We start from the raw sequence: 18712 nt of genomic DNA, 5'->3' as shown, positions 1-18712 counted from the left end.
ATGAAGCGCTCGGCGCCCGGTGAAACTCCTCCCGGCTGCTTGCTGTGGGGCATTGCGCAGGAGGCCATAGTAACGGACACTGTCCGTTAGACAAAGTGGTCAGAGGTCGAGGAGCAGCCGGGCGCATTTCGCCCGTGAAACGCAGACCATCATGGTCTCGTTCGACGCCTGTTCCTCGGGCGTGAGCAAGGAGTCCCGGTGATCGGGTTCGCCAGCCAGTACAACGGTTTCGCAGGTGCCGCAGGTGCCTTCCTGGCACGACGAAGGCACGTCGAGGCCGGCTTCGCCGAGCACTTCGAGGATCGACTTCTCCGGCGGGACGGTCAGGACGCGGCCGGACTGGTCGAGCTCGACCTCGAACGACTCCGCGCGCGCCGGCTCGCCCAGGTCCTTCGGGGTGAAGCGCTCGACGTGCAGGGTTCCCGGCGGCCAGGCTTCGGCCTGCGCTTCCACGGCCTGGAGCAGCGGTTCGGGCCCGCAGCAGTAGATCGCGACGCCCGGCCGGGGTTCGCCGAGAAACGCGGCGAGGTCGAGCAACCCGGTTTCGTCCTGCGGCCGGATCCGTACCCCGTCGCCGTGCGCGGCCAGTTCGTCGCGGAAAGCCATACTGGACCGGGTGCGCCCGCCGTAGAGCAGCTGCCACGGGGCGCCGGTCCGCGCCGCTTCCTTGATCATCGGCACGATCGGCGTGATCCCGATGCCGCCCGCGATGAACAGGTACTCCTCCGCCGCGGACAGTTCGAAATGGTTCCGCGGGCCGCGCACCGAAATCCGGGTGCCTTCGGTGAGCCGGTCGTGCGCGAACTCGGAGCCGCCGCGGCTCGCGGGCTCGCGGAGGATGGCGACCTGCCAGCTGTGCTTGTCGTCGGGATCGCCGCACAGCGAGTACTGCCGCACGAGGTCCTCGGTGAACCGCAGATCGATGTGCGCGCCCGGGCTCCACTCGGGAAGCGGGGCGCCTTCGGGATCGGCCAGGCGCAGCCGGACCACGTCGTCCGCGAGTACCTCGCGGCGGTCCACCACGAGCTTCAGGTCTGCCTCTTCCGGTGTGCTCCGCACCTGATCCTCCGTCGTCGGTCTGTCCGGACGCATGAGACGCTAATCCTTGTAATCTTATATGTCTATTGGCGTTCGGTTGTTGCGCTCTAATCCTTGCAAAGATTACAAGCTTGTGCCAGGCTTTGACGGCAGCGGACAGCGCGGGGTCGACGAGGACGGAAGGGTGATCGCGGTGGATGTGCGGAACTTCGTGGGTGGTTCCTGGCAGCCGGCCGAGGGTGAACGGACCACGGTGAACTTCGATCCTTCGACCGGGAAGCAGCTGGGCCTGCTGGCCGAGAGTTCGGCCGCGGACGTGGACCGCGCGGTCGGGGCTGCCATCGAGGCAGGCCGCGAATGGCGGGAAACCCCGCTGTCCCAACGGATCGAGCTGCTGCACCGCGCCGCCGACATCGTCGACCGGCGGGCCGAAGAGCTCACCGGGCTCCTCGCCGCCGACACCGGCTGCGCGATCCGGATGTCCGCCGCGCTCCAGGTCGCCGGCACCTCGATGCTGCTGCGCGAATGGCCGAAGCTCGCGCCGTACCTGGAACGGCCCGAGGCCGCGCCGATCGACGCGTCGGCGTTCCTCGGCCAATGGGAGACGCACCGCCTGCCGCTCGGCGTGATCGCCGCGCTCACCCCGTTCAACGTGCCGATGTACGTGGTGGGGCAGAAGGCGATTCCCGCGCTGCTGGCCGGGAACACCGTTGTCGTCAAGCCTTCTCCGCTGGCGCCCGCCGGTCCGGCGTTGTTCGCGGAAGTGCTGGCGGAGGCCGGATTGCCCGCCGGTGCGCTGAACATCGTCAACGGCGGGGCCGCGCCGTCGCAGCATCTGGTGGCGCATCCCGAGGTCGCCGGGGTCTCCTTCACCGGCAGTTCCGCCACCGGCAGCAAGGTCATGGCCACCGCGTCGGAGACGCTCAAGCGGGTCCAGCTGGAACTGGGCGGCAAGTCTCCCGCGGTGATCCTCGAGGACGCCGATTTCGATCTCGCGCTGCCGGGCGCGGTGTTCGGTTCGGTGCTGCACGCGGGCCAGATCTGTGTCGCGACAAGCAGGTTGATCGTGCCGCGCGGCCGGTACGAGGAAGCCTGCGAACGGCTCGCGGGGCTCGTCGGCGCGTTGCGCGCCGGCCCGGCCACCGACCCGGACACCGACGTCGGCCCGGTCGTGTCGGCCTCGTCGGCGAAACGAGTGCACGACATGATCGCCCGCGCGCAGGACCAGGGTGCCAAGATCGCCGGTCGCGCGGGCACCAATGGCGAGCTCCCCGACGGCGGTTACTACGTGGTGCCGACCGTGCTGCGCGACGTGACGTCCGAAATGGACATCGCGCAGGAGGAGACCTTCGGCCCGGTGATCACCGTGCTGGCCGCGGATTCCGTGGACCACGCCGTGGAAATCGCGAACTCGACGCGCTACGGGCTCGCGGCCTCGGTGTGGGGGAGCGACCTCGTCGCGGCGCGCGCCGTGGGTGAGCGCATCGACTCCGGCACGGTCTGGGTCAACGAGTACGGCATGGCCCACGTCCGCGACTCACCGATGGAGGGCTGGAAGTACAGCGGCGTCGGCGCGCAGTACGGCACCGCCGCGCTCGACGGGCTGACCCGCACCAAGAGTTTCTACACCGCACTGGATCCGGACCCCGCGCGCCGGCCCTATGGGCTGCTCGGCGCCAAGTGGAACTGAAAGGAACGCAACGATGCGTCTGGCGAACAAGGTAGCGATGATCACCGGTGCGGGCTCCGGGCTCGGCCGGGTCTCGGCCCAGCTCTTCGCGCGGGAGGGGGCGAAGGTCGTCATCACCGACGTCCAGGAGTCCCGCGCCAAGGAGACTCTGGCGCTGGTGACGGAAGCCGGCGGCGAGGCGATCGCCGTCAAGGCCGACGTGACGGTGGAGTCCGAAGTGGAGGCTGCCGTCAACGCGACCGTCGAGCAGTACGGGAAGCTCGACGTGATGTTCGCGAACGCGGGCATCCCCGCCAAGGGGTTCGGGCTCGCGCCGTTCGAGGACATCACCGAGGAGGAGTGGGACGAGACCCACGACGTCGTGCTCAAGGGCGTCTTCTTCTCGGTCAAGCACGCCGTGCGCGCGATGAAGAAGAACCCCGGCGGCCCGGCCGGCAGCTCGATCATCTGCACCTCGTCGGCCGCGTCGCTGGTCGGCTACCCCGGTTTCCCGCAGTACGGCGCAGCCAAGGGCGGGATCAACGCGATGGTGCGGATCTGCGCGGCATGGGAGATCGGCAAGTACGGCATCCGGATCAACGCGATCTGCCCCACGCACGGGATGTCGGCGAACTTCATCCTGCCGCCGGAGGCGCCGGTGCTCGGCAAGTCGCACGAGGAAATGGGCGGCGAATGGATCCCCGAGCATTCGCCCATCCCGCTGAAGCTGCCGCGGCCGCCGCAGATCCTCGACAACGCGTACCCGGCGCTGTTCCTCGCCTCCGACGAGTCGATGTACATGTCCGGCGTCAGCCTCCCGGTGACCGACGGCGGGACCCTCGCGCAGGTCGCGATCCCGTTCGGTGACAACTGGCGGGAAAACATGATGGAACAGGCCGCCAGCGGGATCATGGGCGAGTAACGGGAGTGACCACAATGGACCAGAAGATCGCAGAACTGCGCACCGAACTCCGTCGTGACTACGACGTCTACGCCCAGACCACCATCGCCGAGCACCTGTCCGAGCTCGCGGACCGCCGCGAGAAGTGCCCGGTGAGCTTCTCCGCCGACGGCGGGTTCTGGGTGCTTTCCAGCTACGACGACATGAGCAGCGTGCTGCGCCGCAACAACCGCGGGTTCGTCAGCTTCCCCAACATGCCCGACGGTTCGCAGGCGTTCGGGCAGAAGCGGATGATCCCGCTGGAGATCGACGGCTCGCTGCACCGGCAGTACCGGCGGCTGCTCGATCCGCACTTCTCCCCGGAGGCCGTGGCGAAGCTCGAACCGCGGATCCGCGGCGTGGCCAACGACCTGATCGACCGGTTCATCGAGAAGGGCCACTGCGACTTCGACCCGGAGTTCGCTTTCCCTTACCCCGGAACGACTTTCCTCGCGCTGATGGGCTGGCCGCTGGAGGACGCGCCGAAGCTGACCAAATGGGTCGACGTGTTCCTGCACGGCATCCCCGGCGCTCCGCAGGAGGAGACCGACAAGGCCCGCGCCGAGGCCAGCGCCGGCGTGCACGGCTACGTCATGGAGCTGATCGAGCAGCGCAAGCAGAACCGCACCGACGACATCACCAGCGCGCTGCTGGAGTCGGAGATCGACGGCGAGCCGATCCCGGTCGACGACCTGTTCGACCTGTTCCTGGTGATGATGCTGGCCGGGCTCGACACCGTGCAGAGCGTGCTCGGGCAGAGCATGGCGTACCTGGCCCGCAACCAGGACAAGTGGGCGGAGATGTTCTCCGCGCCGGAAAAGCTCGAACCCGCCGTGGAGGAGCTGCTGCGCTGGGCCTCGCCCGCGGTGCCCACGCGCAACGTCGCCGTCGAGTCGGCGAAGGTCGGTGACCTCGAGCTGCCGCAGGGCGAGCGCGTGCACTGCCCGCTCGGCGCGGCCAACCGCGACCCGAAGTACTTCGAGGACCCGGACGAGGTCAAGTTCGACCGGCCGCCCAAACCGCATCTCACGTTCGGCCTCGGCGCGCACCGCTGCGTGGGCGTCCACCTGGCGAAGCTGGAGCTGAAGATCGCCTTCCAGGAGCTGCACCGGCGGATCCCGGAGTTCCGCCTCGCCGACGGGGTGGAGGTCGAGGAGCACCTCGGCCTCACCTGGGGCGTGGAGAACGTCGAGCTGGTCTTCGCGCCCGGCCGCCGCGAAACCGCCTGACCGGAAGGGAGGACACATGGGAGTCCTGTACGAGGCCGATCCGCACACGCACGTCGCGCTGATCACCATCGACCGCCCGGAGGCCCGCAACGCCGTCAACGGCGAGGTGGCCACGGGGATCGAGGAGGCGCTCGACACGATCGAGGCGGACGACGACATCTGGGTGTCGATCCTGACCGGCAAGCCACCGGTGTTCTCCGCGGGCGCCGACCTCAAGGTCGTCGGCGCGGGGAAGGACCGCGAGATGCGGACCCGCAAGGGCGGGTTCGCCGGGCTGGTCCGCCGGGAGCGGGCCAAGCCGCTCATCGCCGCCGTCGACGGGCACGCGCTGGCCGGCGGCACGGAGATGGTGCTGGCCTGCGACCTCGTCGTCGCGTCGACCAAATCGACGTTCGGGCTGCCCGAGGTGCGGCGGGCGCTCGTCGCCGGCGGCGGCGGGCTGTTCCGGCTCGGCCGGAAGATCCCGGTCACCGTGGCGATGGAGTGGGCGCTCACCGGTGAGGCGTACGGCGCGGAGCGGGCCTATGAACTGGGCCTGGTCAACGAGCTGTGCGAGCCGGGCGAGGCGGTGGCCGTGGCGCGCAAGCTCGCCGAGCGGATCACCGTGAACGCGCCGCTGGCCGTGCAGTACTCCCGTGAAGTCGTGCTGAACGCCACCTCGCTGCCGGACAGCGAGGCATGGCAGGTGTCGAACGACGCGACGCGGAAGGTCGGGAAGACCAACGACGTCAAGGAAGGCGTGCGGGCGTTCATCGAGAAGCGGGCGCCGGAATGGACCGCGTCGTGAGCCCGCGTGACGTGGTGATCATCGGCGCCGGGCAGCTGCGCGACAACCGCGGGCGTGCCCTCGACGCGGCGGTGGAACCGCTCGAGCTCGTACTGCGCGCGGTGAACGAGGCGGCCGCCGACGCCGGGGTGGACGCGCTGGCACTGTCCGGTTTGGACCTGGTGTCGGCGGTGAAGATCGTTTCGTGGTCCTACGCCGACGACGCCGGTGCCGTGGCGGAACGGCTCGGCGCGGCGAAAGCCCGGACCGCCACTTCGGGCGCGGGCGGGCACCAGCCGGTGGAACTGCTCAAGGGAATCGCGGAGCAGATCGCGGCTGGGGAAGCGGAACTGGCGCTGCTGTGCGGCGGGGAGTCCCAGTCGTCGCTGGAAGCGTTCCAGCGCGCGGAAAAGGAGCCGCCCTGGTCGCGCGATCCCGGTGGTCCCGGCAGGTTCAGCCGCGCGGTCGGCGGGACCGAGCGGATGTGGGACCTCGGGCTGGTCGGGCCGATCCGGATCTACCCGTTGTTCGAGAACAGGCTCCGGCACGAGCTGGGCCAGTCCTTCGCCGAGGCGCAGGACTGGTCGGCCCGCATGTACGCGGGGTTCAGCGAGGTCGCCGCCGGCAACGACGCGGCGTGGAATCCGCAGGTCCGGGCGCCTGAGGAGATCTCGGCTGTCGGCCCGAAGAACCGGATGATCTGCTTCCCGTACCCGCTGCTGATGAACGCGACCGCGAAGGTGGACCAGGCGGCCGCGCTCCTCGTCGCGAGCGTCGCGGAGGCGGACAGGCTGGGCGTGCCCGAGTCGAAGCGGATCCACGTGTGGTCCGCGGCCTCGGACAGCGACTGCGAGGACGTGCTGGAGCGCCCCACTTTCGGTGCTTCGGCGGGGATGGCGCGGGCGCTGGACGGGGCGCTCGGCGGCGCGGAACTGTCCGATGTGGACGTTCTCGACCTGTACAGCTGCTTCCCGGTGGTGCCCAAGCTGGCGAGCCTGCACCTGAAGGTGACGGACCGGCGGCTGTCGGCCACCGGCGGGCTGACCTCGTTCGGCGGGCCGCACAACAACTACTCGTCCCACGCGCTCGTCGCGGTGACGCGGGAGCTGCGCCGCAGCGGCGGCACCGGCCTCGTGTACGCGAACGGCGAGTACGTGACCAAGCATTCGGCCGTCGTGCTCTCCGGCACGGCACGGCCGGAGGGTTTCGTCGCGGCGCCGGGAATCGGGACACCGCAAACGATTGCGGTCGACGACCGGTACGCCGGCGACGCGGTCGTGGAGACGTTCACCGTCGAGTACGACCGCGAGGCGAACCCGGCCCGCGGGTACGTGGTGGCGAGCCTGCCCGACGGCAGGCGCACCGGGGTCCGGGTGTCCAAAAAGGATGGTTACACGCTGGGAGAGCTGGTGTCGGAGAACGCCGACCCGATCGGCCGTCGTGGCCGGATCACCGAGGCCGACGGCAGGCGGACCTTCGCGCTGGAGGGGGCGGCATGACGGCGACTCTCGACACGCACGAAGAGACCGGCACCTTCGGCTTCCTCGCGCTGTGGGACGCGATCGCCGAAGTGGTCGGCGACCGGGACTGCCTGGTGCAGAACGAGAAGCGGCAGAGCTGGGCCGAGACTCGCGACCGGACGAAGGCGCTCGGCTGGTGGCTCACGGCGCACACCGAGGGCCGCCGCGAGGGCGAGCACCACCCGTGGGAGTCGCCGAACGACCTCGTCGGGGTCTACGTGCGCAACAGGCCGGAGTTCCTCGAGGCGATCCTGGGCGGCTATCGCGCCCGGTGCGCCCCGTTCAACGTCAACTACCGGTACAAGGCGGGCGAACTGGCGTACCTGCTGCGCGACGCGGCGCCGAAGGTGCTGGTGTACCAACAGGAATTCGCGCCCGTGCTGCGGGAGGCGCTGGCTGAAGTGTCCGAGCCGCCCGTGCTGGTGTGCGTCGCCGACGACTCCGGCGCGCGGCCGGTGGCGGGCTCGCACGACTACGAGCGGGTCATCGCCGAGGCCGTCGCCCCCGCCGAGGAGCGCGTGCCCTCCGGTGATGACGTGCACATCCTGTACACCGGCGGCACGACGGGCATGCCGAAAGGCGTGATCTGGCGGCAGAAGGACGCCATCCCCGGGCCGTGCGGCATCCAGGTCCGTTCGATCGCGAAAGCCGTCGAGGGTGCCCCGCGCCGGGAATGGCTGCGTGCGCTGCCCGCGCCGCCGCTGATGCACGGCACCGCGCTCTGGTACGCGTTCAACGCGTGGTCCAGCGGCGGCACCGTGGTGCTCAGCGACGACCCGGTGCACTTCGACGCGGCCGAAACGGCGGAGACCTTGCGGCGGGAGCGGGTGTCGTCGCTGGCGATCGTCGGCGACGTGTTCGCCCGCCCGCTGCTGGACGCGTTCGCGGCGAGCACGAACCGGCCGGAGCACCTGCGGTTCGTTTTCTCCAGTGGCGCGGTGCTTTCCGAACGGTCGTGGAGCGGGTTCACCGAGCTCTTCGGAGACGTCACGGTCATCAACGCGCTCGGCTCCTCGGAGACGGGCCCGCAGGCGAACCAGACCCGCGGGGACACCGGCGGGTTCGTCGCCGGCCCGAACACCTGCGTCGTCGACGAAGAGAGCGGCGAGATCCGCGACGCCTCCGCGCCGGGCCGCGGCCTGCTGGCCAACGGCGGTTTCCTGCCGCGCGGGTACCTCGGCGACCCGGAGCGGACGCGTTCGGTGTTCCGCACCATCGGCGGCCGGTACCTCGCGGTGTCCGGCGACCGCGCCGAGATCGACGACTCGGGCCGGATCACGTTCCTCGGCCGCGACGCCACAGTGATCAACACCGGCGGCGAGAAGGTCTACGCCGAAGAGGTGGAGTCCGCTCTGCTGAGCCTGTCCGGCCTCGCCGACGCGCTCGTGCTGGGGCGTCCCAGCGAACGGTGGGGCAGCGAGGTCGTCGCGCTCGTGGTCACGGACTCACTGACAGACCAGGAAATGCGGGCCGCGGTCGCGGAGCGGCTCGCCGGATACAAGGTGCCCAAGGCGTTCCTGCGCGTCGAGCGGATCCGCCGGTTCGACAACGGCAAGCCCGACTACGGCTGGGCCAGGGCACAGGCAGGACAAGGAGACAGCTGATGCTGATCAAGGTGGGAGACCGGCTCGTGAGCCCGGTCTGCGGCACCCAGGTCATCGTGGTCCGGCCGCCGAAGAAGGCCGTCGCGATCACCTGCGGCGGCGCGCCGATGAGCCGCCTCGGCGAAGAGCCCGCGGAGCCGCCGGCCGGTACCGCGGTGGACCGCGAACGCGGCACGCTCATGGGCAAGCGCTACGTCCATCCCGGACTCGGGCTGGAGTTGCTGTGCACCAAGCCCGGCGACGGCACGCTCCGCGCCGACGGGCTGGTGCTGGAGATCAAGGAAGCGCGTTCACTGCCGTCCTCGGACTGAAGACCGCACGCGGAAGGGAGGTTTTCTCGATGGGCACAGTGCTCGACCATCTGTGGGTCGACGGCCGCCCCGTCCCGGCGACCGGGAGCGAGCGGATCACGCTGCTCAACCCGGCCACCGAAGAGGTCATCGGCTCGGCGCCGGTCGCGACGGAGTCCGATGTGGACACCGCGGTGCGGTCCGCTTCGGCGACTTTCGGTGCCGCGCAGTGGCGCAAGCTCGGCCCCGCCGACCGCGCCGCGCTGCTGCGCGGGCTCGCGGAGATCATCGAAGCGCGCGCCGGTGAGCTGGCCGCGCTGATCACGCGGCAGAACGGGATGCCGGTCAAGATGGCACGCTGGGGCAACGCCTACGGCGCCGCCGCGGCTTACCGCTACTACGCGGACCTCGTGGAAAACCTCGCGGAGGAGGAAGGCAGGCCGGGCGATCCCGCGCACGCGGTCGTCCGCCGCGAACCGGTGGGCGTCGTCGGGATCATCGCGCCCTGGAACGGGCCGCAGATCCTGGTGGCCTGGAAGCTCGCCCCGGCGCTCGCCGCGGGCTGCACCGCGGTGCTCAAACCCGCGCCGGAGACCAGTCTCGACGCGCACTGGCTCGCCGAAGCCGTGCAGGAGGCCGGTTTCCCGCCCGGCGTGCTCAACGTCGTGACCGGCGGCCGTGACACCGGGATGGCGCTCGTCGAGCACCCGCTGGTGTCCAAAGTGGCCTTCACGGGTTCCTCGGCGGCCGGGCGCGAGATCGCCGCGGCGTGCGGGCGAGCCTTGAAGCCCGTCACGCTGGAACTGGGCGGGAAGAGCGCGGCGATCCTGTTGGAGGACACGGATCTCGACGACTTCACCGGCCAGGTGACGCGGCTGTGCGCGCCGAACTCGGGCCAGGTCTGCTACTCCTGCACCAGGATCCTGGCGCCGGAGTCCCGCTACGACGAGGTGGTCGACGCCGTGGTCGCCGGGATGCGCACGGCGCGCCTCGGTGACCCGTCCGACCGCGGCACGGACTTCGGCCCGCTCGTCAACGCCCGGCAGCGCGATCGCGTGGCCGCCTACGTCGAGTACGGCAAGGGCGAGGGCGCCGAGGCCGTGCTCGGCGGCGAACGCCCGCCGGGGAAGGGTTTCTTTTACCGGCCCACGGTTTTCCGTGGGGTGAACAACGGGATGCGGATCGCCCGCGAGGAGATCTTCGGGCCGGTGCTGGTGGTCATCCCGTTCCGTGACGAGGACGAAGCGGTGGAGATCGCCAACGACTCCGACTACGGCCTCGGCGGTTCGGTGTTCACCGCGGACCCTGAGCGCGGGATGCGCGTGGCCCGGCGAGTGGAGACCGGCACCATCGGCATCAACGGGTACGACCTGAGCATGGAAGCCCCGTTCGGCGGCCGCAAGGCCAGCGGGCTCGGGCGCGAGCTGGGCCCGGAAGGGCTGACGCCGTACTACGTGCTGAAGTCGATCTACAACGCCCCGGTGGCCTCATGAGCACCGATCTGACCGGCAAGGTCGCCTTCGTCACCGGAGCGGGTCGCGGGCAGGGACGCTCGCACGCCATCGCGCTCGCCAGGGCCGGCGCGTCGGTGGTCGTGACGGACTGCTGCGCGCAGATCCCGACCGTGCCGTACCCGATGTCCACTTCGGACGATCTCGCGAAAACGCTGGCGGCGGTGGAAGAAGCCGGTGGCAGGGGGATCAGCGTGGTGGCGGATGTCCGGTACTCGCGGCAGCTCGCCGACGCCGTGGCGCGGACGCGCGAGGAGTTCGGGCGGCTCGACATCGTGGTGGCCAATGCCGGTGTCGCGCAAGGCTTCCCGGAAGAGGAAGCGCACACCCCGGACGAGATCTGGGGCGACTACCTCGCGGTCAACCTGACCGGGTCCTGGAACACCATCCGGGCCACCGCGCCGCTGCTCGTCGAGGGCGGCCGGGGCGGCAGCGTCATCCTCATCAACTCGACCTCGGGGTTGAAAGGCATGTCGCGCGGCGACCCCCGCAGCGACGCGTACACCGCGGGCAAGCACGGGCAGGTCGGCCTGATGAAGGCCTACGCGCTGGAACTCGGGCCGCACGGCATCCGGGTCAACTGCGTGCACCCGACCGCGGTGGCCACGCCGATGATCGACAACCCGGCGATGCGGTCCTGGGTGGAGCACAACATGGCGCGCGTCGCGACGGGTTTCGGCGACGCGATGCACGCCGGACGCCTGGAACCCGAAGAAATCAGCGCGGCCGTCCTGTGGCTCGCGTCCGACGCGACGAAGCACGTGACCGGAGTCAGTTTGCCGGTCGACGCGGGCTTCGCCGTCGTATGACCAACTTACCCGGAGGCCGGTGTGGACTTCAGTGATTCCGACCGCGGCGCGATACTGCGCCGCGAACTGCGTGACCTGGTGCGGTCCGCGATGCCGCGCGAGTACCTCGGGGCGTTCACCGACGACCCGAAGGATCTCGGGCTGGCGCAGAACTTCTGCAAGCTGCTGGCGGACAAGGGCCAGCTGACCCCGGCGTGGCCGGTCGAATACGGCGGCGCCGCGTCGAGCCCGTGGGAACAGGCGATCATGCGCGAGGAGATGTGGGCGCATTTCGAGCCCCGCGGCGCGCAGTACATGGGCGTGAACTGGGTCGGCCCGGCCATCATGCGCTTCGGCACCGAGGCGCAGAAGGCCGAGCACCTCGAACGCATCGCCCGCGGCCAGGTCATCTGGTGCCAGGGCTTTTCCGAGCCGGAAGCGGGCTCGGACCTGGCTTCCCTGCGCACCGCGGCGGTCGCCGACGGCGACGGCTGGCGGGTGCGCGGGCAGAAGATCTGGACCTCCTACGCGACCATGGCCGGCTGGTGCTTCCTGCTGGCCCGCACGAACCGCGGCGCGAAGAAGCACCACGGCATCACGGTGTTCCTGGTGCCGATGGACCGGGCGGGTATCCGCGTGGTGCCGATCAAGGCGCTCGTCGGCCCGCACCACCTCAACGAGGTCTACTTCGACGAAGTGCCGGTGACCCGGGAGGACGTGCTCGGCGAGGTCGACGAGGGCTGGTCGATCGTGCGCGAGGCGCTGGCCTTCGAACGCGTCGGCATCGCCCGTTACGCCCGCTGCGACCGGCTGCTCAACCTGGCGCCGGTCATGCTGGCCGACCGCTGGGAGCAGTTCCCCGTCGAGCTGAAACAACGCTGGGCCAACGCACTCGTGCACACCCGCCAGGCCCGGCTGCTGGCCTACCGGGTCATCGAGAAGCAGGAGTCCGGCACGGTCGACCCGGCCGACACCGCCGCGTACCGGATCGTCGCGACGCGGCTCGACCAGGAAGTGGCGGAGGTGCTGATGGACATGCTCGAAGAACGCGCGGTCGGCGCCGGTGACCCGGCCCGGCTCTTCGAACGCGCGGTGGACGACCACTGGCGCTACGCGCAGGCCGCGACCGTCGCGTCCGGAAGCATCGAGGTGCAGCGGATGCTGCTCTCGCGAACCCTGCTGGGGGCGAAATGAACACCGAACTGAGCAGCGAGGCCCAGGACCTCGAAGCCATCGTCGAATCCGCGCTGCGCAAGGCGGGCGGGTTCGAACTGGCCCGCCAGGCCGAAGCGGGCAACGCCGACGACACCGTGCAGCGGCTGCTCGGCGAGATCGGCGTGTGGGAGCTGCGCCCCCGTGAGTCCGAAGTGGACGGTGAAGCCGCCGCGGCGGTGTGCCGGGCGGCCGGGCGGTTCGCGCTGCCGTATCCCGTCGCGGAGCGGCTCGCCGGTGGGGACGAAGCGGTGGCCGTCGTGTCGCTGCCGAACCCGCGGGTGAACCTGGCCGGCATCGACCCCGCGCTGCGCTGGTCCGTTGTGGACGGTGATGGCCGCCGCGCCCCGGTCGTTTCGGTCGGTGAGCGGGTCGGCTCGAAGCTCGGCTCGCTGGCCTGCCCGGTCGAGCTGGGCGAGTGGACCGTGGACGACGGTGTCGTCCCGCTCGCGCTGACCCTGCCGTGCTGGGTGTTGCTGGGCATGGCCGACGAGGCACTGCGGATGACCCGCCGCCACCTGCTCGACCGCGAGCAGTTCGGCAAACCGCTGGCCACCTTCCAGGCCCTGCAGTTCCAGCTCGCCGACACCGCGGCCGGGCTGCAGAGCCTCGAAGAGCTCGCGAAGTACACGCTGTGGTCGGTGCTGGCGGGCAACCCCGGCGCGTCGGCGGACGCGCTCGCGCTGCGCACCTCCGCGATCGAGGTCGCGGAGAACGTGTTCCGCACCGGGCACCAGATGTTCGGCGCGATGGGCTTCTGCGACGAGACCGACCTGTCGTGGCTTTCCCGCTACAGCCAGCCGTTGCGCCGCCTGCCGTGGGGCCGCTCGCAGACCCAGGCCCGGCTGCTGAGCGCAATGGAGGCGGTCCCGTTCGCGAGCCTGTTCGACGATCTGTCCGGCGACCTGCTGGCACAGGGCTCATGACCGGGGAACGCAACGCCGCCACCGAGTTCTCGCAGCGGGTCGACGCGCCGTACTGGGAGGGCCTCGGCGAGCACGAGCTGCGGATCCAGCGCTGCACGTCGTGCCGGCGCTGGGCCTGGCCCGCGGACTGGCGGTGTCCCGGCTGCGGCTCGTACGAGCTGGGCTGGGAAGCCGTCGAACCGGTGGGCAGGGTGTTCAGCTGGATCCGCACGCATTACCCGTTCGTGCCCGGCTACGCCGAACTCGTGCCCTACGACAACGTGCTCGTCGAACTGCCCCAGGCCGGGGGAGCGCGGGTGATGGGCCTGCTGACCGGGGAGCCCGTGCGGATCGGGGACCGGCTGCGCGGCACGTTCGCCGCCGCCTCCGAGCGCACCGCCGGCCTGCCGGTGCTGACGTGGACGAAGGAGTCCTGACCATGACCAACCGGCCCACCCAGGTGGCGGTCGCGGGAATCGGGATCACGCCGTACCACAAACGCGGCCAGTCCCCGGACGCCGAGCGGAAACTGCTGCTCAAGGCGATCGACGCGGCCGCGGCGGACGCGGGCATCCCGGCGAGCGAGATCGACGGGTTCTGCTCCTACGGCGCCGATGTCCAGGAGGGCACGCGCCTCGCGGGCCCGCTCGGCACGAAGGAGCTGCGCTGGACCAGCCTCGTCTGGGGCGGCGGAGGCGGCGGCAGCGCGGGCGCGATCGCGATGGCCGAGGCCGCGATCCTGTCCGGGCACGCCGAAACCGTCGTCGTGTACCGCGCGACCGCCGAGTCGTCCAGCGGGCGGCTGCTGCGCGCGGTCAGCCAGGGCGTGTTCGGCCCGCACTACGCCGCGCACGGGGTGGATTCTCCCGCGCAGGCCTTGGGTTTGCGCACGCAGCGGCTGATCGAGCACGACGGCGTCTCCCCGTCGGCGCTCAAGGCGATCGCGCAGGCGTGCTACTACCACGCGGGCAAGAACCCCGGCGCCGTCGGACGGGGCGTCGACCTCACCGACGAGAAGTACACCTCGTCGCGGTGGATCGTGGAACCCTTGCGGCTCTTCGATTCCTCGCGTGAGAACGACGCCGCCGCGGCGATCATCCTGACCTCCGCCGAACGCGCCCGCGACCTCACCGGCAAGCCGGTTTACCTGCTCGCCTCCGCGATCGGCGCGGACGGCCCGCGGTGGGGCGAGCTGGAAGAGAACCACGAGCCGTACACGTCTTCGTCGCAGGTCTCGGCCGGGCGCCGGGTGTGGGAACGCTCGGGCGCCACGCCCGCCGACGTCGACGCCGTGCAGCTGTACGTGAACTTCACCGGCCCGGCCGTGTCGGCGTTGATCGACCTGGGTTTCTGCACCGCCGAGGGCGCGGGCGAGTTCTGCACCTTCGAGAACCTGATCGCCCCGGACGGGAAACTGCCGATCTGCACCGGTGGCGGCGACCTCGCCGAAGGGTTCCTGCACGGCATGGGCAACGCCGTCGAGGCCGTGCGGTTCCTGCGCGGCGAGTCGAGTAACCCGGTCCCCGGCGCCGAGCTGTGTCTCGTCTCCGGCGGGCCCATTTCGGAGCTGAGCAGCGTCGCGCTGTTCGCGACGACGGACGGAAGGTGAGCATGCCGGTACTGGCGGGACTGCGGGTTGTCGAGCTGGCGGAAGGGATTCCGGGCCCGTTCGCCGCCCGGTTGCTGGCCGAAGCCGGCGCCGACGTGGTCAAGGTGGAGCGTCCTGGCGGGGATCCCGCGCGCCGGCTGTGGCCCGCGGGCTTCGCGACCTGGAACCGCAGCAAACGCGGCACGCTCTGGGACGCGGACCGGTTCGACGAGCTGCTGGCGCGGGCCGACGTGCTGATCCACTCGCTGCCGATCGGCGAGGCCCGCGAACTGGGGCTCGACGAGGAGTCGCTGGCGAGCCGGCATCCGCACCTGATCCTCGGTTCCGTCCCGGCGTATCCCGAGGGGCATCCGCGCGCGGACTGGGCGGCGGCCGACTCGCTGGTGCAGGCCGCCGAGGGGTTCATGGACGAGCAGCAGGGCAACCGCGAGGGCCCGGTGTTCGTCCGGATGCCGTTCCCCAGCTGGTGCGCGGCGTACCTGGTCGCCTCGGGCGTGCTCGCGCGGCTGGTGCAGCGAGAGCGGACCGGCACCGTGCGCGCCATGCACACCAGCGTGTTCCAGGGCGCGCTCGCCCCGGCCGCGTTGTACTGGCAGCGTTCCGAACACCTGCCCGAAGGGCTGACCGGGCACACCCTGCCCAAGATCTGGCCGGACGCCGCGCTGAGCATTTTCGCATGCGCGGACGGCGAGTGGATCCAGCTCGCCGGCGCGATGGGCGGCTGGCTGGAGTCCCCGCCGATCCTGGAAACCCTGGCCGTACTGGACAAAGTGGACCTGTACGAGATCGGCGTGAACCCGGGAAACCGGGCCGAGTGGGCCGAAGTGTTCGCCCAGCACGACTCGGCGCACTGGATCGCGGAGTTCGCCGAAGCCGACGTGCCGTGCATGCGCATCCGCGACCTCGGCGACTGCTTCACCGAGGAACAGGCCAGGGTCAACGACTACGTGGTCGAGGTGGACGACGCCGAGATCGGCCGGTGCCTGCAGGTCGGCCCGCCGATCGGGACCACGCCGCCGAGCGTCGTGCGGTCCCCGGCGCCCCGGCTCGGCGAGCACGAATTCTCCGACGTGGTGGCGTCTTTCGGCGACCCGCGCCCGGAATTGTCGCGCGCCGGTGACGCGCTGCCGCTGGAGGGCTTGCGGGCGCTGGACTTCGGCAGCGTCGTCGCGGGCCCGTACGGCGCGCAGTGCCTGGCGGACCTCGGCGCCGATGTGATCAAGGTCGAGCCGAAGGGCGGTGACCGCGGGCGGGGGCTGACGCAGTTCGCCGGGTCCAACCGCGGGAAGCGTTCGGTCGCGCTCGACCTGAAGGCGCCCGAATCCCAGGAACCGTTGCGGCGCTTGATCGAAAGCGCGGACATCGTGCTGCACAACATGCGCCTGCGCCCGGCGGCCCGGCTCGGGATCGACGGGCCGGGGCTGCGCGCGGTCAACCCGCGCGTGGTGTTCAGCCACGTCAGCGCCAACGGCCAGAAGGGCCCGCTCGCGGCGTACCCCGGTTACGACCCGACGGCACAGGCGCTCACCGGCTGGGAACGGGCGAACGCGGGCGAAGGGCAGCCGCCGAACTGGCTGCGCAACTCGATCCTCGACGTGCAGGCCGGGCTTTCGGCGACGGTCGGCGCGCTGCTGCAACTGTTCCAGCGTGAGCACACCGGCGTCGTCGGTGACGCGGCCACGTCGCTGCTCGCGGTGGGGATGACGATGGCGAGCGAGGTCGCGCTGCCGGTTTCCGGCGAGCGGCTGCCGGTCGACCGGATCGACGCGGAGCAGACCGGAATCTCGCCGTGGCACCGGATCGTGCCCGCGCGGGACGGCTGGGTCGCGATCGCCGCGCTCACCGAGGAAGAGCGGGAACGGCTGGACGGCGTGGATCTCGACCGGACGGCCGGCGCACTGCTCGCGGCGCTGGAGGAAGCGGGCGTGCCCGCCACGCGCGTGACGCTCGACCGGATGGACGCGTTCTTCGACGACCCGGTCCACCGCGAACTGGGCGTGAGCCGTTCGTTGCGGACCAAGGGTTACGGCGCGCTGGACGTGGTCGGCGGATTCTGGAGTGCTTGCCGGAGCGGGGAATCCGTCCCCGCTCTCGGTGAGCACACCGCGGAGGTGCTCGACGAGCTCGCGGGAAAGACGGAGGTGATGGCGCGATGAACATCGCGATGCTGCTGGACATGGTGGCCGACGCGGCGGCGGAGCGGCGTGCGGTCGGGAACACGACCTACGGCGAGCTGCGGGAGCAGGCGCGCGCCGTCGCGGGCCACCTGACGGACCGCAAGGCGCGGCGGCTGGTGCTCGCCGGGCTCAACTCCGACGACATCCCGGCGATGGTGTTCGGCGGCGCGCTGGCCCGTGTCCCGTTCACCGCGGTCAACTACCGCCTCGCCGACGACCGGCTCCACGAGGTGCTCGGCCGGGCCGCGCCCGCGGTCGTGGTGGCCGACGAGCGCACCCGCGCGCGGATCGAGAACGTGCCGGGCCTGGATTTCGCGGACGACCTCCTGACGCCGACCTCCACCGAACCGGGCGAGGAGGGCTCCGACGTCGCGATCGCCCTGTTCACCAGCGGCACCACGGGCACCCCGAAGCTCGTGCTGCTGCGCCACCACAACCTCGTCTCCTACATCCTGTCCACAGTGGACTTCCTGAGCGCAGGCGAGGAAGAGGCCGCGCTCGTCAGCGTTCCGCAGTACCACATCGCGGGCATGGCGGCGGTGCTGTCCAATGTGTACCTCGGCAGGCGGCTGGTGTACCTGCCGCAGTTCGACGCCCGGCAGTGGGTCGGACTCGCGGCGGCGGAGAGCGTCACGCACGCCATGATCGTGCCCACCATGCTCGGCCGGATCCTCGACGTCCTCGAGGAAACCGGCACCCGGCTGCCGAGCCTGCGGCACCTTTCCTACGGCGGCGGGAAGATGCCCACCCCGGTCGTCGAACGGGCCATGAAACTGTTGCCCGAGGTGAACTTCGTCAACGCGTACGGGCTCACCGAGACCAGCTCGACGATCGCGCTGCTCGGGCCCGAAGACCACCGCTCGGCCGCCGCCGCGACCGACCCCGCGGTCAGGGCCCGGCTGGGCTCGGTCGGCCGGGCGGTGCCCGGAGTGGAGATCCAAATCCGCTCCGCGGAAGGGAAACCGCTCCCGGCGGGCGAGGTCGGTGACGTGCTCGTCCGCGGCGAGCAGGTGGCGGGGGAGTACGAGCACTCCGATGCCCGTGACGCCGAAGGCTGGTTCCGCACCAACGACACCGGGCGGCTCGACGCCGAGGGCTACCTGTTCATCGAGGGCCGCGCGGACGACGTGATCGTGCGGGGCGGGGAAAACCTGTCGCCGGGCGAGATCGAGGACGTGCTGGTCCGCCATCCCGCCGTGTCCGAAGTGGCCGTGGTCGGCGTGCCCGACACCGAATGGGGCGAGACCGTGGCGGCCGCCGTGGTGTTCCACCCTGGCCGGCACGCCGACGCCGAGGAGCTGCGGACGTGGGTCAAGGAGCGACTGCGGTCCTCGCGGGCGCCGTCGCTCGTGGTGGAGCGGGAAGAGCTGCCCTACAGCGAGACCGGCAAACTGCTGCGCCGCGTGCTTCGGGCCGAGCTCGCCGCGGCCCCGGCGGACCGCGGCTGAGCCCGT

At 70.8% G+C, this 18712-nt stretch carries 16 protein-coding genes; 15 read left to right on the top strand and 1 reads right to left on the bottom strand.

The features are described from left to right. Positions 1 to 99: 99 nt before the first annotated feature. Entirely contained in the window at positions 100 to 1059 is a 960-nt protein-coding gene (locus tag FPZ12_RS25470) for a PDR/VanB family oxidoreductase (protein WP_424923640.1), read from the bottom strand. Positions 1060 to 1222: 163 nt separating this feature from the next. Here FPZ12_RS25470 and FPZ12_RS25465 point away from each other — a divergent pair, with 163 nt between their 5' ends. The 15 genes from FPZ12_RS25465 to FPZ12_RS25395 are packed head-to-tail and all read left to right on the top strand — an operon-like array spanning position 1223 to position 18706. Next, positions 1223 to 2728, top strand: a complete 1506-nt coding sequence (locus FPZ12_RS25465) for an aldehyde dehydrogenase family protein (protein ID WP_166462903.1) — start codon at positions 1223 to 1225, stop codon at positions 2726 to 2728. Positions 2729 to 2741: 13 nt separating this feature from the next. Next, on the top strand, positions 2742 to 3629 hold the full coding sequence (locus FPZ12_RS25460; RefSeq protein WP_144748894.1) for an SDR family NAD(P)-dependent oxidoreductase: 888 nt from the start codon (positions 2742 to 2744) through the stop codon (positions 3627 to 3629). Positions 3630 to 3643: 14 nt separating this feature from the next. After that, positions 3644 to 4876, top strand: coding sequence for a cytochrome P450 (locus tag FPZ12_RS25455; RefSeq protein WP_144748893.1), 1233 nt, complete (start codon positions 3644 to 3646; stop codon positions 4874 to 4876). Between the two features lie 16 nt (positions 4877 to 4892). Further along, positions 4893 to 5663 carry a crotonase/enoyl-CoA hydratase family protein gene (locus FPZ12_RS25450; RefSeq protein WP_144748892.1) on the top strand — a complete coding sequence of 257 codons (771 nt, stop codon included), beginning with the start codon at positions 4893 to 4895 and terminating at the stop codon, positions 5661 to 5663. Further along, positions 5648 to 7141, top strand: coding sequence for an acetyl-CoA acetyltransferase (locus FPZ12_RS25445; protein ID WP_144748891.1), 1494 nt, complete (start codon positions 5648 to 5650; stop codon positions 7139 to 7141). The genes FPZ12_RS25450 and FPZ12_RS25445 overlap by 16 nt, the downstream gene beginning before the upstream one ends. Continuing rightward, a complete protein-coding gene (locus FPZ12_RS25440) occupies positions 7138 to 8766 on the top strand; it encodes an AMP-binding protein (protein WP_144748890.1) in 1629 nt (542 codons plus the stop codon). The genes FPZ12_RS25445 and FPZ12_RS25440 overlap by 4 nt, the downstream gene beginning before the upstream one ends. Next, positions 8766 to 9077, top strand: coding sequence for a hypothetical protein (locus FPZ12_RS25435; RefSeq protein ID WP_208026002.1), 312 nt, complete (start codon positions 8766 to 8768; stop codon positions 9075 to 9077). The genes FPZ12_RS25440 and FPZ12_RS25435 overlap by 1 nt, the downstream gene beginning before the upstream one ends. Before the next feature lie 29 nt (positions 9078 to 9106). Beyond that, positions 9107 to 10549: an aldehyde dehydrogenase gene (locus FPZ12_RS25430; protein ID WP_144748889.1), complete on the top strand. Its 1443-nt coding sequence runs from the start codon at positions 9107 to 9109 to the stop codon at positions 10547 to 10549. Beyond that, positions 10546 to 11376 (top strand): mycofactocin-coupled SDR family oxidoreductase, encoded by an 831-nt coding sequence (locus tag FPZ12_RS25425; RefSeq protein WP_144748888.1) that lies wholly within the window; start codon positions 10546 to 10548, stop codon positions 11374 to 11376. Before FPZ12_RS25430 ends, FPZ12_RS25425 begins: the two co-directional genes overlap by 4 nt. 21 nt (positions 11377 to 11397) lie before the next feature. Beyond that, on the top strand, positions 11398 to 12549 hold the full coding sequence (locus tag FPZ12_RS25420; RefSeq protein ID WP_144748887.1) for an acyl-CoA dehydrogenase family protein: 1152 nt from the start codon (positions 11398 to 11400) through the stop codon (positions 12547 to 12549). Continuing rightward, positions 12546 to 13493 (top strand): acyl-CoA dehydrogenase family protein, encoded by a 948-nt coding sequence (locus FPZ12_RS25415; RefSeq protein ID WP_144748886.1) that lies wholly within the window; start codon positions 12546 to 12548, stop codon positions 13491 to 13493. Before FPZ12_RS25420 ends, FPZ12_RS25415 begins: the two co-directional genes overlap by 4 nt. After that, positions 13490 to 13909 (top strand): Zn-ribbon domain-containing OB-fold protein, encoded by a 420-nt coding sequence (locus tag FPZ12_RS25410; protein WP_144748885.1) that lies wholly within the window; start codon positions 13490 to 13492, stop codon positions 13907 to 13909. The genes FPZ12_RS25415 and FPZ12_RS25410 overlap by 4 nt, the downstream gene beginning before the upstream one ends. A 2-nt stretch (positions 13910 to 13911) precedes the next feature. Then, positions 13912 to 15081 carry a thiolase C-terminal domain-containing protein gene (locus tag FPZ12_RS25405; protein WP_144748884.1) on the top strand — a complete coding sequence of 390 codons (1170 nt, stop codon included), beginning with the start codon at positions 13912 to 13914 and terminating at the stop codon, positions 15079 to 15081. Between the two features lie 2 nt (positions 15082 to 15083). After that, positions 15084 to 17237, top strand: a complete 2154-nt coding sequence (locus tag FPZ12_RS25400; RefSeq protein ID WP_243770022.1) for a CoA transferase — start codon at positions 15084 to 15086, stop codon at positions 17235 to 17237. Then, positions 17234 to 18706 carry a class I adenylate-forming enzyme family protein gene (locus FPZ12_RS25395; RefSeq protein WP_144748882.1) on the top strand — a complete coding sequence of 491 codons (1473 nt, stop codon included), beginning with the start codon at positions 17234 to 17236 and terminating at the stop codon, positions 18704 to 18706. Before FPZ12_RS25400 ends, FPZ12_RS25395 begins: the two co-directional genes overlap by 4 nt. Positions 18707 to 18712 lie beyond the last annotated feature (6 nt).

This window comes from Amycolatopsis acidicola, from assembly GCF_007713735.2.
GTDB classification, from domain to species: Bacteria; Actinomycetota; Actinomycetes; order Mycobacteriales; family Pseudonocardiaceae; genus Amycolatopsis_E; species Amycolatopsis_E acidicola.
Note: the sequence above shows the minus strand (reverse complement) of the source record. Positions and strands in the feature narration are given on the sequence as shown.

Excerpts from the sequence above, each read along its gene's own strand:
- FPZ12_RS25445 (WP_144748891.1), top strand. The coding sequence starts at position 5,648 with ATGGACCGCGTCGTGAGCCCGCGTGACGTGGTGATCATCGGCGCCGGG.
- FPZ12_RS25460 (WP_144748894.1), top strand. The coding sequence starts at position 2,742 with ATGCGTCTGGCGAACAAGGTAGCGATGATCACCGGTGCGGGCTCCGGG.
- FPZ12_RS25455 (WP_144748893.1), top strand. The coding sequence starts at position 3,644 with ATGGACCAGAAGATCGCAGAACTGCGCACCGAACTCCGTCGTGACTAC.
- FPZ12_RS25440 (WP_144748890.1), top strand. The coding sequence starts at position 7,138 with ATGACGGCGACTCTCGACACGCACGAAGAGACCGGCACCTTCGGCTTC.
- FPZ12_RS25425 (WP_144748888.1), top strand. The coding sequence starts at position 10,546 with ATGAGCACCGATCTGACCGGCAAGGTCGCCTTCGTCACCGGAGCGGGT.
- FPZ12_RS25405 (WP_144748884.1), top strand. The coding sequence starts at position 13,912 with ATGACCAACCGGCCCACCCAGGTGGCGGTCGCGGGAATCGGGATCACG.
- FPZ12_RS25395 (WP_144748882.1), top strand. The coding sequence starts at position 17,234 with ATGAACATCGCGATGCTGCTGGACATGGTGGCCGACGCGGCGGCGGAG.
- FPZ12_RS25450 (WP_144748892.1), top strand. The coding sequence starts at position 4,893 with ATGGGAGTCCTGTACGAGGCCGATCCGCACACGCACGTCGCGCTGATC.
- FPZ12_RS25415 (WP_144748886.1), top strand. The coding sequence starts at position 12,546 with ATGAACACCGAACTGAGCAGCGAGGCCCAGGACCTCGAAGCCATCGTC.
- FPZ12_RS25430 (WP_144748889.1), top strand. The coding sequence starts at position 9,107 with ATGGGCACAGTGCTCGACCATCTGTGGGTCGACGGCCGCCCCGTCCCG.
- FPZ12_RS25435 (WP_208026002.1), top strand. The coding sequence starts at position 8,766 with ATGCTGATCAAGGTGGGAGACCGGCTCGTGAGCCCGGTCTGCGGCACC.
- FPZ12_RS25410 (WP_144748885.1), top strand. The coding sequence starts at position 13,490 with ATGACCGGGGAACGCAACGCCGCCACCGAGTTCTCGCAGCGGGTCGAC.
- FPZ12_RS25400 (WP_243770022.1), top strand. The coding sequence starts at position 15,084 with ATGCCGGTACTGGCGGGACTGCGGGTTGTCGAGCTGGCGGAAGGGATT.